Origin of the sequence: Vibrio sp. Y42_MX_L11 (assembly GCF_024181785.1) — a bacterium.
GTDB lineage: Bacteria > Pseudomonadota > Gammaproteobacteria > Enterobacterales > Vibrionaceae > Vibrio > Vibrio diabolicus.
On sequence record NZ_JAMZAP010000032.1, the window covers coordinates 16,475 to 32,168 of the forward strand.

The 15,694-nt window shown below is 44.6% G+C and carries 8 protein-coding genes and 1 riboswitch; of the genes, 6 read left to right on the top strand and 2 right to left on the bottom strand.

The window, feature by feature from the left end:
* The first annotated feature begins 109 nt into the window (after positions 1-109).
* The 4 genes from NL643_RS21805 to NL643_RS21820 all read left to right on the top strand — a co-directional run bounded on the left by NL643_RS21805 (position 110) and on the right by NL643_RS21820 (position 6,606).
* Complete coding sequence (locus NL643_RS21805) at positions 110-754, top strand: LuxR C-terminal-related transcriptional regulator (RefSeq protein WP_253645178.1); 645 nt, start codon at positions 110-112, stop codon at positions 752-754.
* A 158-nt stretch (positions 755-912) separates the two neighbouring features.
* Entirely contained in the window at positions 913-1,785 is an 873-nt protein-coding gene (gene galU, locus NL643_RS21810) for a UTP--glucose-1-phosphate uridylyltransferase GalU (RefSeq protein ID WP_005397418.1), read from the top strand.
* Positions 1,786-1,934: 149 nt separating this feature from the next.
* On the top strand, positions 1,935-4,757 hold the full coding sequence (gene uvrA / locus NL643_RS21815) for an excinuclease ABC subunit UvrA (protein WP_253645179.1): 2,823 nt from the start codon (positions 1,935-1,937) through the stop codon (positions 4,755-4,757).
* 67 nt (positions 4,758-4,824) lie between these two features.
* Positions 4,825-6,606: a PglL family O-oligosaccharyltransferase gene (locus NL643_RS21820; RefSeq protein ID WP_203346880.1), complete on the top strand. Its 1,782-nt coding sequence runs from the start codon at positions 4,825-4,827 to the stop codon at positions 6,604-6,606.
* 59 nt (positions 6,607-6,665) lie between these two features.
* On the opposite strand, the gene NL643_RS21825 is transcribed toward NL643_RS21820, so the two are convergent.
* Positions 6,666-7,787: an alanine--glyoxylate aminotransferase family protein gene (locus tag NL643_RS21825; protein ID WP_012841365.1), complete on the bottom strand. Its 1,122-nt coding sequence runs from the start codon at positions 7,785-7,787 to the stop codon at positions 6,666-6,668.
* A gap of 220 nt (positions 7,788-8,007) precedes the next feature.
* Positions 8,008-8,186: riboswitch (Lysine riboswitch) on the top strand.
* 101 nt (positions 8,187-8,287) lie between these two features.
* Here NL643_RS21825 and lysC point away from each other — a divergent pair.
* Positions 8,288-9,640, top strand: coding sequence for a lysine-sensitive aspartokinase 3 (gene lysC / locus NL643_RS21830; RefSeq protein ID WP_253645180.1), 1,353 nt, complete (start codon positions 8,288-8,290; stop codon positions 9,638-9,640).
* Positions 9,641-9,726: 86 nt separating this feature from the next.
* Here the strand turns inward: lysC and metH are convergent, their stop codons facing one another.
* Positions 9,727-13,407 carry a methionine synthase gene (metH, locus tag NL643_RS21835; RefSeq protein WP_164666954.1) on the bottom strand — a complete coding sequence of 1,227 codons (3,681 nt, stop codon included), beginning with the start codon at positions 13,405-13,407 and terminating at the stop codon, positions 9,727-9,729.
* 191 nt (positions 13,408-13,598) lie between these two features.
* On the opposite strand from metH, the gene NL643_RS21840 reads away from it, so the two are divergent.
* Positions 13,599-14,930 carry a sodium:proton antiporter gene (locus tag NL643_RS21840; RefSeq protein WP_053306797.1) on the top strand — a complete coding sequence of 444 codons (1,332 nt, stop codon included), beginning with the start codon at positions 13,599-13,601 and terminating at the stop codon, positions 14,928-14,930.
* Positions 14,931-15,694: the final 764 nt, after the last annotated feature.

Genomic DNA, 15,694 nt, shown 5'->3' on the forward strand with positions numbered 1-15,694 from the left:
CGTTTCGTGAAGCTTTGAATTCGAACGCATTTATTCAGTAAAGCTATGGTTATAACCTCTCTTTAATGCCAACTTATGGCCTTTATTGAACACTGGGAGATTTGAACACGTGAGAAAGTCGGCTTACGCAAGAAAGCTATTTCTGATCAGTATGGAAGATAATGCGCAAAAAAAGGTGGCAGCACTCGAAAAGTACATTGATATGAGCATCCCGGTGATTTCAACCGAAGCACTCATGGAAGCTAAGCCACAGCATCGTAATAAAATCCTACTGATCGACCTCAGTGAACATAAATCACTCGTTCAATCGATCAAAAACTTACCGCTGGTATGGAAGAACTTTGAAACCGTTGTGTTCAATGTCCCTAAAAGGCTGACCACGGATGAGCTGCTTTCATTTGGTCAATTAAAGGGGCTGTTCTATTCCGAAGATACGCTAGAGCAAATTGGAGAAGGATTAAAAGGCATTGTTAACGGTCAAAACTGGCTGCCGCGTAATGTAACCAGTCAACTTTTACACTATTACCGTAACGTCATTAATACTCATACTGCCCCAGCCACGGTAGACCTAACCATTCGCGAGCTGCAAGTACTGCGTTGCTTGCAAGCTGGCGCCTCGAACAGCCAAATGGCCGAGGAATTATTTGTCAGTGAATTCACCATCAAATCGCACTTGTATCAGATATTCAAAAAGCTATCAGTGAAGAATCGCGTTCAGGCAATCGCTTGGGCAGATCAAAACTTAATGTCATGATGCGATGCCGCGACTCTTATGACTAAAATGACGAGTCGCTCATCTTTTTTCCGCACTGAGTCTCACACTTTTTCCTACTTTATTCATGATTCATTGACGGCTCTCGTGTTAAAGTTATGCGCAGATTCTTGATAATAACGAGATAGGATATTCCCCCAATGATTAAAAAATGTCTGTTCCCTGCTGCAGGCTATGGCACTCGCTTCTTACCGGCAACGAAATCTATGCCAAAAGAGATGATGCCAGTCGTGAATAAACCGCTTATTGAATACGGCGTTGAAGAAGCAATTCAAGCTGGTATGAACGGCATGTGTATTGTGACAGGTCGTGGCAAACACTCTATCATGGACCACTTTGATAAGAACTACGAACTAGAACACCAGATTAGCGGTACCAATAAAGAAGAGCTATTGGTAGATATCCGTGAAATCATTGAATCTGCAAACTTCACTTACATCCGTCAACGCGAGATGAAAGGCTTAGGCCACGCGATTCTGACCGGGCGTGAACTGGTGGGTGACGAACCATTTGCCGTCGTTCTTGCTGATGACCTTTGTGTCAACGAAGAAGAAGGCGTGCTAGCTCAAATGGTGGCGCTATTTAAACAGTTCCGTTGTTCTATCGTTGCCGTACAAGAAGTCCCAGAAGATGAGACTCACAAATACGGCGTTATCTCTGGTGAAATGATCAAAGATGACATCTACCGCGTAGACGACATGGTAGAAAAACCTGAGAAAGGCACGGCACCAAGCAACCTTGCGATCATTGGTCGCTACATTCTGACCCCTGATATTTTCGAACTGATTGAAAACACAGAGCCAGGTAAAGGTGGTGAAATTCAAATCACTGACGCGCTACTTAAACAAGCAAAAGCGGGCTGTGTCTTGGCTTACAAATTCAAAGGCAAACGCTTTGACTGTGGTAGTGTTGAAGGTTACATCGAAGCAACCAACTACTGTTTTGAAAACCTGTATCTAAAAGATGAAAAAGCCTCAGAGTTAGGTAAACACGCAACACAAAAAGCGGTATAAAGCATCGTCGTAGTACGAAATTATTGTTTCTAAAGCCCAGCATTATGTTGGGCTTTTATTTTTACTGTTTTTTTATCCAGTAATTTTCTTTGCACATTTCTCACACTATGTAATACTTGCCCCACTTGGTTATACATAGAGCAAAAACGATGGATAAAATAGAAGTTCGCGGTGCCCGAACCCATAACCTCAAAGACATTAATCTTACAATCCCTCGCGATAAACTGATTGTCATTACTGGACTAAGTGGCTCCGGTAAATCCTCTCTCGCTTTCGATACATTGTATGCAGAAGGCCAACGACGCTACGTAGAGTCTCTCTCTGCCTACGCTCGTCAGTTTTTGTCTCTGATGGAAAAACCCGATGTAGACCATATTGAAGGATTATCACCCGCGATTTCTATTGAACAGAAGTCTACTTCTCATAACCCGCGTTCAACCGTCGGTACAATTACCGAAGTCTACGATTACTTACGTCTGTTGTATGCTCGTGTGGGTGAACCCCGCTGTCCAACGCACCATGCCCCTCTTGCCGCACAAACCATCAGTCAAATGGTGGACAAAGTTCTAGAGATGCCAGAAGGCAGCAAAATGATGCTGTTGGCCCCTATTGTCAAAGAGCGTAAAGGTGAGCATGTTAAAACGCTTGAGAATCTGGCAGCTCAGGGCTTTATTCGTGCGCGTATTGATGGAGAAACTTGCGATCTTTCAGATCCTCCAACGCTAGAGCTACATAAAAAGCACACCATTGAAGTCGTGGTAGACCGCTTTAAAGTTCGTCCAGACCTGCAACAGCGCTTAGCCGAATCTTTCGAGACAACGCTCGAATTATCAGGCGGAATTGCGGTTGTCGCGCCAATGGATGGAGACGGTGAAGAGATTATTTTCTCCGCCAACTTCGCTTGTCCACAATGTGGTTACAGCATGCAAGAGTTAGAGCCGCGACTTTTCTCATTCAACAACCCTGCTGGTGCATGTGGCACTTGTGATGGTTTGGGTGTGCAGCAATACTTCGATCCAAGCCGAGTAATTCAAGATGATTCATTAAGCTTGGCACAAGGTGCGATTCGCGGTTGGGATCAAAAGAACTACTACTACTTCCAAATGCTCACCTCATTGGCCGATCATTATGGTTTCGATCTCCATGCCCCTTTTAATTCTCTGCCAAAGAAAACGCAAGATGTCATTCTAAAGGGCTCTGGCCGCACTGAGATTGAGTTTAAATACATCAACGATCGTGGCGATATTCGTGTTAAACGCCATCCATTCGAAGGTATTCTGAATACCCTCGAACGTCGTTATCGTGATACAGAATCCAACTCTGTCCGTGAAGAGCTTGCGAAATACATCTCCACTAAATCTTGTTCAAGCTGTGGTGGTACTCGTCTGCGCCTTGAAGCACGTAACGTGTTTATTGCTGATACGACACTGCCTGAGATTGTTGAACTCAGCATTGCTGATGCATTGGAATTCTTCCATTCCTTGAAACTGGAGGGTCAACGCGCCCAAATCGCTGAAAAAGTGATGAAGGAAATCAACGATCGCCTGCAGTTCTTGGTTAACGTTGGTTTGAACTATCTGAACCTGTCTCGCAGCGCCGAAACGCTCTCTGGTGGTGAAGCTCAACGTATTCGCTTAGCCAGCCAAATTGGTGCGGGTCTTGTTGGTGTGATGTATGTTCTGGACGAACCGTCGATTGGTCTCCACCAGCGTGATAATGAACGCTTATTAAAAACACTCACTCATTTGCGCGATTTAGGTAATACCGTACTTGTGGTAGAACACGATGAAGATGCGATTCGCTGTGCGGATCATGTCATAGATATTGGTCCTGGTGCTGGCGTACATGGTGGTAATGTTGTTGCGGAAGGCACCATGGAAGAGATAGTCGCGAATCCGAATTCTCTGACAGGTCAGTACTTAAGTGGTGTTAAAGAAATCGCAGTACCGAAAGATCGCACGCCGCGAGATCCGAAAAAAACGGTTGAGCTCTTAGGCGCAACAGGTAATAACCTTAAGAACGTTAACCTCTCTATTCCTGTTGGGTTATTCAGCTGTATTACAGGGGTATCTGGCTCAGGTAAATCAACGCTGATTAATGATACTTTCTTTAAAATTGCTCACACCCAACTCAACGGAGCAACAACGGCTCAACCTTCACCTTATAAATCGATTAAAGGCCTAGAGCACTTCGACAAGGTTATCGATATCGATCAAAGCCCAATTGGTCGTACACCTCGCTCTAACCCTGCAACCTATACGGGGATCTTTACCCCAATCCGTGAACTGTTTGCAGGCACACAAGAGTCGCGTTCTCGCGGTTACAAGCCTGGACGTTTTAGCTTTAACGTACGCGGTGGTCGTTGTGAGGCCTGTCAGGGTGATGGTGTCATTAAAGTTGAAATGCATTTCCTACCAGATGTTTATGTGCCATGTGATGTATGTAAAGGTAAGCGCTACAACCGTGAAACACTTGAAGTACGTTACAAAGGCAAAACCATTGATGAAGTGCTAGAAATGACGGTCGAAGACGCCCGAACGTTCTTTGAACCCGTACCTGCTATAGCACGTAAGCTACAGACTCTAATGGATGTTGGCTTGTCTTACATTCGCCTAGGTCAAGCGGCAACGACACTCTCCGGTGGTGAAGCTCAGCGTGTGAAACTAGCGAGAGAGCTATCCAAGCGTGATACAGGAAAAACCTTGTACATTTTGGATGAACCAACAACCGGCCTGCACTTCCATGATATCCAGCAGTTGCTCGCTGTATTGCACAGACTTCGCGACCACGGAAATACTGTCGTGGTGATCGAGCATAACCTAGATGTCATTAAGACTGCGGACTGGATTATCGATCTAGGACCTGAAGGGGGACAGGGTGGAGGCGAGATAATCGCTCAAGGCACACCGGAAGATGTGTCGCAAATCGAGGGCTCGCACACAGCTCACTTCCTTAAGCCTATGTTGAAGTAGAAAAAACAGGTAAAGTACCGAGACCAGCAAGTGCTGGTCTTTTTTCATTCAAAACAACGCAATAACTATGGCTACTATACATGTAAGTGGAACAAAGCTTTCTCCCGAAAAAGTACAGGTTCCCCTCAACCGCAAGTTTCTCATTGCCTTGGCAACACTATTTGTGTTGGCAATGCACTTTTTCATGCCCAACCCCGGCGGTTCAGGGCTTTCACTTTCCTTCAATGCGACAACTTGGATTGCTTTTAGCTTTGCATTAGGCATTGGGTGCTACCAACTCGCGAATAATCGAGCGCTACGTTACTCAAAATTAACCATCGGCTTGTTCATTAGTGCTCTTATCATGACGGTGCCCATTCTGTACCCAAATGCGAATAGCAGTTTGGCAGCCAACAAGCTCATTGGTCTGTGGTGTGGTGTCCTGTTTTTTATTGTCTTACAACAATTTCATTTCAGTAATAAACATCGCCAACGCCTGTTATGGTTTATTGTCCTTGCGGTTGTTATCGAAGCCATTTTTGGTCTGACACAATATCTGTATCTCAAACCAGGCAATCCGTTTGGTTACGACACGATGGCCAATCGTCCTTATGGTATTTTCCAACAGCCTAATGTAATGGCCAGTTTTCTTGCGACAGGATTGGTGATTGCCAGCTATTTACTTGCACGTCAGCCCTACAAATACGACCGTAAGTTAAGCGATGTTTATCTTCTCTATGCAGTGCCAGTTTTAACCTTACCATTGATTGTGGCGTTGGCTTCACGCACTGGTTGGTTAGCATCGATCATCGCCGTGTTGTTGGTCATCCCATACATGTATCGCTTTGCGACCAAAGGGCGCTTTATCCGCTGGGTTACGTCGCTTGTCACTGGGCTCGCACTCTCAGTCGTTGTCATGTATCTTGCCTTTCCTGATGGAAGTGGGTTAGCCGCAGAAAAAGTAAACATGGAGTCTCCTCGAGCGTATACTTTTCCGCAAACATTAGACATGGTGATTGAAAAGCCTTTTACTGGCTATGGATATGGCAAGTTTGAATCTGAGTACATGCTGTATACGGCTCGTCAACATGCCCTAAATGAGAATTACCCAGCTGGTTTGCCAGCCATGGATCATCCGCATAACGAGCTACTTTACTGGGGAGTAGAAGGTGGTTTGCTGCCAATACTCGGCATCTTCTTAGCGATGGCACTGGTACTGTATCGAATCTATCAAGCCAAACGCGGAACTCGTCTTGCGTTGCTGGCCTTGTTTATACCTATCGTATTGCACTCACAACTGGAATACCCTTTCTACCACTCTCTCGTACATTGGTTGATCTTCGTTATCCTGCTGTACTGGGTCGATCAGCGCGTCTCTCGTTATCGACAAGTCGGCTTTAGTAATGTGACCAAAAGCTTGCTGCGAGTCTTTAGTTTGGTACTTCCCGTTACGTTTACGTTTTACATGGTAAGCGCATTGCATACGAACTATGTATTGACGAAGTTTGAGACCACTAGGCCAACTAACCCTGATATTCTGAATCAAGTCAGTAACCCTGTAGTTTGGAAAGACAGGTTTGATTGGGATGTCTATAGCACGTTTTTAAACATTGGGCTGTACCAACAAGACGCAACCTTGATTCAGCCTTATATCGATTGGTCGCTAAAAATCATCAAAGATAAGCCTCGCCCTGCATTTTATAATAATTTGATTTTGGCCTACCAAGGCTTAGATGACTCAAGTAAAGCGGAGCAAATCAGAGCTGAAGCGCAGTTTTTGTTCCCGAAGATTGATTTCAGTGACGTCAATTACCGACCACCTTCTCAAGCAATCTCTGCCTCACCAGCACCCACTTCAGGTGCAGAGTAATAAGTACAAAAAAGCGAAGGGATGACCTTCGCTTTTCTTTATCTCATTGCGGTATAGCTTTATTCAGTGAGTGACTCTTCTAACGCTTTTAAGCACAGTGCAACGTTTTCAGGTCGAGCGCCGTAACCCATTAAGCCAATACGCCACGCTTTACCAGCTAATGCCCCGAGGCCTGCACCAATTTCTAGGTTATAGGTTTCTAGCAAGTGAGCACGAACTTTTGCTTCATCAATTCCTTCAGGCACGTAAATCGCATTTAATTGCGGCAAACGATGGGCTTCGTCCACAACAAATTCAAAACCTAGCTTTTGTAGGCCATTTTTGAGTTTTTCATGCATCAGTTGATGACGAGCCCAAGCGTTTTCTAATCCTTCATTTTTCAGTATCAATAAAGCTTCATGAAGCGCATACAAGCTATTAACTGGCGCCGTATGATGGTAACTACGCTTACCTTCTCCACTCCAATACCCCAATACTAAACTCTGATCGAGGAACCAACTCTGTACTGGTGTTGTTCTTGCTTGAATCTTTTCAATCGCGGCAGGAGAAAACGTCACTGGTGAGAGCCCTGGTACACATGACAAACATTTTTGACTGCCAGAGTAAACCGCATCCAGTTGCCATTCATCCACTTTTAACGGTACACCACCAAGTGACGTCACCGCATCAACAATAGATAATGCATTATGCTGTTTCGCCAGCTTACCCAATGCTTGAGCATCACTGACTGCACCAGTTGAGGTTTCGGCATGCACAAAAGCAAGAATTTTTGTATCTGGGTGCTGTTCGAGTGCTTGCTCGACTTTATCAATGGAAACAGGCGTCCCCCATTCATCATCGACGATAACAACTTCACCACCAGCACGGACGACATTTTCGCGCATGCGTTCACCAAATACACCATTACGGCAGACGATCACTTTATCGCCTTTCTCGATCAAGTTTACAAAGCAGGTTTCCATCCCTGCACTACCTGGCGCTGAAACCGCAATAGTGAACTCATTGTCAGTTTGAAAGGCATACTTCAATAGCTGCTTGAGCTCATCCATCATACCGATAAACAGAGGATCAAGGTGACCTACAGTAGGACGGCTTAGTGCTTGTAACACTTGAGGATAAATATCAGAAGGACCAGGTCCCATTAAAATACGGTGAGGCGGAATAAAGCTTTGGATCGACATGTCAGCTCCTTGATTATCTTTTATCCTGAGCATTCTAAAAGTTCTATTCAATAACATGGCTCAGGTGTAGGGTTCTTCACCCTAATAGATTTTTCCTCTATCAGCAATTAGCCGTAAGTATGGAGGTCAAACCAGTGTCACAAAATCGTTAATAAAAAACACCATAAAGGTTGAAATATTGATTGACATTAAGGCCTCAAAACCGTTCAATGTTTGAGCTTTATGTAGAAGAGGAGCGCTACCCAGGTAGATGATTTGTGGAACCGCAATTCCAACACCAATCATTGAGGGGGAGTAGTGCCGAGGTAAGTCAAAGTTGCAGGATTTGACTTGTCGGTTGAATTGGGCTGAATCCCATCAACTGTCATCAGCGCAGTCTGATGAAGGGCTTCTGAGGGTAAATTTTTCAAATAGCATTCTAAATACCTCTCTTTTTGCTCTGTTCCTTTTCTCACTAAACATTGGATGTACAATTTTTTAGGAAGTCGTGGGAGAACGCAGTGAGCGCATTTAACGTAGCTAAATTCGGTGGAACCAGTGTTGCCAACTTTGAGGCAATGAGTCGTTGTGCCACCATTATCGAAAACAATCCAAATACTCGCTTGGTCGTGATCAGCGCTTGTTCTGGCGTCACCAACCTATTGGTGGAACTCGCCAATGGTGTACAGGATCAAACGCACCGTACTGAGCTGCTGCAAAATCTGGCCAATATTCATGACGCCATTTTAACTCAGCTCGAAGACAGCACAAAAACTGCTGCCGAGGTGTATGCCATATTAGATACCGTAACCAGCCTTGCCGAGGCTGCATCTATCCAAGCTAGTGCGAAGTTAACCGATCATTTAGTCGCATGTGGTGAGCTCATGTCGACGCACATTCTAGCTCAGTTAATGTGTGAGCGAGGCATTCAAGCAGTGCGCTTTGATATACGCGATGTGCTGCGTACTGATGACAACTTTGGTCGCGCGGAGCCAAACATTGAAGCAATTTCGACGCTTGCGCAAGATAAACTCGTACCACTTTGCCAACAATCCGTTGTTGTTACTCAAGGCTTCATAGGATCTGACGAAGCAGGTAATACAACAACACTAGGTCGAGGAGGCAGCGATTACAGCGCCGCCTTAATTGCTGAGAGCGTCAAAGCGGCAGGGTTAGAAATCTGGACTGATGTTCCGGGCATCTACACAACAGACCCGCGAATTGCGCCAAAAGCCTCACCAATTCCCGAGATCAGCTTTAGTGAAGCTTCAGAAATGGCTAACTTTGGCGCTAAAATCCTTCATCCTTCTACGCTAGTACCCGCATTGCGCCACGACATTCCGGTATTTGTAGGGTCATCGAAAGAGCCAGAAAAAGGGGGAACTTGGATTCGCCACCAAGTCGAAAGCTCACCGTTGTTCCGTGCGCTAGCTTTGCGTTGTAACCAAACCATGGTAACGCTACGTAGCGCCAACATGTTCCACGCATACGGCTTCTTAGCAAAGGTCTTTGAGATCCTTGCAAAGCATAAGATCTCTGTCGATTTGATCACGACATCTGAAATCAGTGTATCGTTAACACTTGATCAAACTGATACCTCTGGCGGAGCACCACAGCTGCCGCAAGCTGTACGAGAAGAGTTAGAAGAGTTATGTAAGGTAGAAGTTGAACATGACCTATGCCTCGTTGCTCTCATTGGTAACAACATGAGTGAGAGTAAAGGCTACGCGAAACAGGTTTTTGGCACGCTAGAAGACTTTAACCTACGCATGATTTGTTATGGAGCTAGCCCTCACAACTTATGCTTCTTGCTCCATGAATCGGTATCGAAACAAGCCATACAAAAACTCCACACCGAGTTGTTTGAGAAGTAAGTTCAACTCAATAAAACAAAGGGCTGCGTATCTGCAGCCCTTTGTTGTTTCAATAGTTGTTACATTTGAACGAGGTAAACATCAATTTAACCGTTAATGTTTGGCCCTAACCATTTTTCAGCCTCGATCCTATCCCACCCTTTGCGATCGGCGTAGCTCTCTAGCTGATCTTCTTGGATCTGTGCGATCGCAAAGTAACGTGAGTCAGGATGAGAGAAATACCAACCAGAGACTGACGCGCCCGGATACATTGCATAGCTGGAGGTTAGAGTCATGCCAATATTCTCTTCCACATTAAGTAGCTCCCAAAGCGGTCCTTTTTCAGTATGCTCAGGGCACGCTGGATAACCTGGTGCAGGGCGAATACCTTGGTATTTTTCACGAATGAGATCATCGTTAGATAAATCTTCATCCGCAGCATAACCCCAAATTTCTTTACGGACACGCTCATGCAAATACTCAGCAAACGCTTCGGCTAGGCGATCCGCCACCGCTTGAATCATAATTGCGTTGTAATCATCTCCCTGTGCTTTGTATTCATCAGCAAGCTCTCGTTCACCAATACCACCAGTGACAGCAAATGCCCCTATCCAATCATGTTTACCCGACTCTTTAGGTGCGATGTAGTCGGATAAACAATAGTTGAATCCTTTTGGTTTCTCGGTCTGTTGTCGCAAGTTACGTAATACTTTCACAACGTCGGTACGCGTTTCATCAGCATAAACTTCAATGTCGTCCCCCACGCTCGCAGCAGGGAATAAGCCACACATTCCACGCGCTTTTAACAGGCCTTCTCGCTCAACTCGATCAAGTAACTCGTTGGCATCTTCGAATAAACGTTTTGCTTCTTCACCAACTTCTTCATGTTGGAAAATTGTTGGATACTTACCCACAAGTGACCAAGTCATAAAGAATGGTGTCCAATCGATGTATTGACGTAATATAGCCACATCAAAATCATCGAAGATATGAATGCCAGGCTTAACAGGCACTGGAGGAGTATAAGCTTCCCAATCGATCGCAACTTTATTCGCTCGAGCCGCTTCTAATGTCACTGGTTTGGTTCTCGGTTTCTTTCGATTATGTTGATCACGTACTCGTTCGTAATCAGCTTCAAGTTTTTCAACAAATTCAGGGCGACGTTCATCTGACAATAGAGAAGTACATACGCCCACTGCACGTGAGGCGTTGTTCACGTAAACCACTGGATGCTTGTAATTTTGCTCAATCTTAACTGCTGTATGGGCTTTTGACGTTGTTGCGCCACCGATGAGAAGAGGTAAGTTAAAGTCGAGACGCTCCATCTCTTTTGCAACATGCACCATTTCGTCTAATGAAGGCGTGATCAACCCTGATAAACCAATAATATCGACGTTTTCTTCTTGCGCTACTTTTAAGATCTTTTCGCAAGGAACCATGACACCAAGATCGATAATTTCGTAGTTATTGCACTGCAATACAACGCCAACGATATTTTTCCCGATATCATGTACATCACCTTTGACCGTCGCTAGCAAAATCTTACCGTTTGTTTGTCCCACCTGCTTTTCTGCATTGATGTAGGGCTCCAGATGCGCGACTGCTTGCTTCATCACTCGTGCAGATTTTACGACCTGAGGAAGGAACATTTTACCTTCACCAAACAAGTCTCCGACGACGTTCATCCCATCCATTAGTGGGCCTTCAATCACCTCTAATGGCTTTGAAGCGTTGACACGAGCCTCTTCGGTATCATCAACGATGAACTCAGTTATTCCTTTCACTAACGCGTGCTCTAAGCGCTTTTCAACAGGCCAAGTTCTCCACTCAAGTGCAGAGGCATCCTCCTCTTTACCTACCCCTTTGCCTGCATATTCCGCCGCGATATCTAACAATCTCTCAGTGGCGTCATCACGACGGTTAAGAACGACATCTTCCACAGCCTCACGCAATTTTTCAGGCACGTTATCGTAGATTTCTAACTGACCCGCATTCACAATCCCCATATCCATACCATTTTTAAAACAGTGATAGAGGAACACCGCGTGAATCGCTTCACGTACATAGTTATTGCCACGGAAAGAGAATGAGACGTTAGAAACACCACCCGAGATCATCGCATGTGGTAAATCACGTTTGATATCGCCAACGGCTTCAATGAAATCCACCGCGTAGTTATTATGCTCCTCGATACCCGTAGCAATGGCAAAAATGTTCGGGTCAAAGATGATGTCTTCTGGTGGAAAGCCCACTTCATCAACGAGAATTCGGTAAGCGTTGGTACAAATTTCCACTTTGCGCTCACGTGTATCTGCTTGCCCTATCTCATCAAACGCCATCACAATCACAGCCGCACCATAACGGCGAATCAACTTAGCTTGTTCAACGAATTTCTCTTTGCCTTCTTTGAGAGAGATCGAGTTAACAATGCCTTTGCCTTGGATGCACTTAAGACCGGCTTCAATAACCTCCCACTTGGAAGAGTCGACCATGATTGGTACTTTTGAGATTTCAGGTTCTGACGCACAAAGGTTTAAAAATCGAACCATACAAGCTTGTGCATCCAACATGCCTTCATCCATGTTGATATCGATAATTTGAGCGCCATTTTCAACTTGTTGACGAGCCACATCGAGCGCTTCATCGTACAGTTCTTCTTTAATCAAGCGCTTAAAACGCGCAGAGCCAGTTACATTCGTACGCTCACCGACATTGATGAATAAAGAGTCTTTATCAATGGCGAGCGGCTCTAAGCCAGACAAGCGACAAGCAACGGGAAGGTCAGGCAATTGACGAGGGGCGACATTTTCAACCGCGAGTGCCATTTGGCGAATGTGCTCTGGAGTTGTGCCACAACACCCACCAATCAAGTTTAAAAAGCCACTTTGAGCCCACTCTTGAACATGCTTAGCCATATCTTCTGGCGATAAATCGTATTCGCCGAATGCATTCGGAAGCCCGGCATTTGGGTGAGCGGAAACAAAAGATTCTGATATACGCGAAAGCTCTTCAACATAAGGACGCAGCTCATCTGGGCCCAGCGCACAGTTCAAACCAAACGAAATCGGTTTAACATGACGTAATGAGTTGTAAAACGCTTCTGTGGTTTGACCTGATAATGTTCTACCGGAAGCATCAGTAATAGTCCCCGAGATCATCACAGGTAACTCAATACCCATCTCTTCAAACACACTTTCAACAGCAAATGAACAAGCCTTAGCGTTAAGAGTATCGAAGATTGTCTCGATAAGAATAAGGTCAGAACCACCTTTAATTAGAGCACGAGTCGATTCAGAGTAAGCTTCAACTAACTCGTCGAAAGAAACATTTCGATATCCAGGGTCGTTTACATCAGGAGAGATAGAACAAGTGCGGTTCGTCGGCCCTAAAACCCCTGCGACATAACGCGGTTTATCGGGTGTTTTTGCGGTCCATTCGTCTGCAACTTCACGTGCAAGCTTGGCAGCTGCAAAGTTAATTTCTTCACTTAGGCTTTCCATCTCGTAGTCAGCCATCGCAATGGTTGTTGCGTTAAACGTGTTGGTCTCGAGAATATCTGCACCCGCTTCTAAATATGCAGCGTGAATTTCCTTGATAAGTTGAGGCTGACTTAGAACCAACAGGTCGTTGTTACCTTTTAGATCACAATGCCAATCCGCAAAGCGCGTTCCTCGATAGTCTTGCTCTTCAAGTTTGTATCCCTGAATCATGGTTCCCATACCACCATCAATCAAAAGAATACGTTGCTTCAATTGAGCTTCAATCTGTTGTCTTACGTTACTTCCCACAGTACAGCCTCATTCCTTTAGTTATCTTTCCATCCTATCACACAAACTTCAGGAGTCTAGACGTCTAAACGTAGAATTAATGATTATTTTATATCCTTCTTAACTTGCAAAATAATCACGAAAAAATGTTTGCTATTTGAGCAGCATCAGCCGAGAATTCCATTCATAAAATGTTACAAATAGAGAGCTCTATGTCGGTCTATCATACTTTATGTTTTCTATCCGCAGCTGCAATGCTAATTGCTTTTGTAAACAGCAAGATAGGAAAGATGCAAACCACCATTGCGATTACCGCAGGTTCAATGGTGCTTTCACTTCTAATCTTAATTGCGGGTCAAAACAACTGGTTCCATCTCACCGAAATTGCGACGGAGACGGTCACAAGGATCAACTTCGAAGATTTCTTGCTCAAAGGCATTCTTGGCTTCTTACTATTTGCGGGTGGATTAGGCATCAAACTCCCGAACCTTAAGGATCAAAAATGGGAAATTACCGTTTTGGCTCTTGGAGCCACCCTGTTTTCCACTTTCTTTATCGGGTTTGCGCTGTATGGGTTTTGTCAGTTAATTGGCATCCAATTTGATTTAGTCTACTGCTTACTTTTCGGTGCACTTATATCGCCAACTGACCCAATCGCTGTACTCGCTATAGTTAAAAAGCTCGACGCTCCCAAGCGTATCTCCACCCAGATTGAAGGAGAGTCGCTCTTCAATGATGGCTTCGGTTTGGTTATCTTTGTCACTCTATTTACGATTGCATTTGGTACTGAGGCACCAACTGTAGGTAGTGTCACCTTACTCTTCATCCAAGAAGCTATCGGTGGTATCACTTATGGTTTCGTACTCGGTTTGCTATTCCACTACTTAATCAGTGCCACCGATGATCACTCAATGGAGTTATTACTTACCATTGGTGTCCCAACGGCAGGTTACGCATTTGCTGAATACATCCATGTATCAGGACCATTAGCGATGGTTGTATCTGGTATTATGATTGGCAACTGGACACGTTTTATTGGCTTTTCGAAAGAGAGTGAAGACCACCTTGACCACTTTTGGGAGCTCGTCGATGAGTTCTTGAATGGCGTGTTATTCCTACTGATCGGTATGTCGATGCTGCTATTTGAATTCCACAAAGAAGACTGGATCATGATGGCTATATCAGTCCCTCTTGTACTAGCAGCTCGCTATCTAAGTGTATTTCTTTCTTACATAGGCTTTAAACGTTACAGAAAATATAATCCATGGTCAGTGCGTATTTTGACGTGGGGCGGTTTACGCGGAGGCCTGGCACTAGCGATGGCACTTTCTATTCCATCAGGTATTTGGGTGATTCAAGATAAGTTAATCGATGTAAAAGAGATTATTCTTGTAATGACCTACTCCGTCGTTGTTTTCTCTATCCTCATTCAAGGCTCAACAATCACCCCAATGATTGAAAAAGCAAAAGCTGAAGAGAAGAAAATGGAAGAAAACAACCAAGCAATAACCACTCCGGAGCATACGGAGCCAGTGGACTCTTAAAGACACGTAACTTAATAGATAAAAAAGCAGCTATCTAGCTGCTTTTTTCATATCTAATCTTCGGACTCCCCTTCAAGAATAGAACGCTTGTTACTCTTTGATATACAGTTAAATATCCGAATAATCGTCACGCTACGGTGTCATAGATATTAACTATTGCCGATAGATAGTATCCATAGAGGGAGTCTTTTAGTTTAAGCATTTTCATCATCACTTCTCTTCCCTTGGCAATATAGGCTCCCTAAACTTCTACAACACTTAACAATGAGCGACTTTGTATTTGTATAGAGAAAGAAGCATTGAGGATGATTGCGAGCTCACTCCCCCAAACGGGCTTGAAATCCCACCAAACTAAGGTCTGAGCTAGCACTCAGGTTGTTCAAGCCCTTAGCAGAATTATAGAGTCCTCATACTTGATCTCAGCGACACTGAACTTATATTCAAAGTTGTTCTGTTTTCGAGATAGAAACAAAGCGACACCTCGAACAACTAGGTTCATAGCTAGATATGTCTAATATGTTATAGAGGAATCTTTGGTAAGCACGTGCTGGTGCTCAAAACGAGATCTCGAGACTGTCATCAACTAGTTCATGACAGTGCTTAGAAAGCATCGCGAGAGAGGAGCATGCCTCTCGATGCAAGATTTCAATATGGAAATGGGGTTAAGGTAAGTCGGGTAACCAAAACGAAAAAAGCCCCAGTCTTTCGACTGAGGCTTAATATAAGTGGCGGAGTGGACGGGACTCGAACCCGCGACCCCCGGC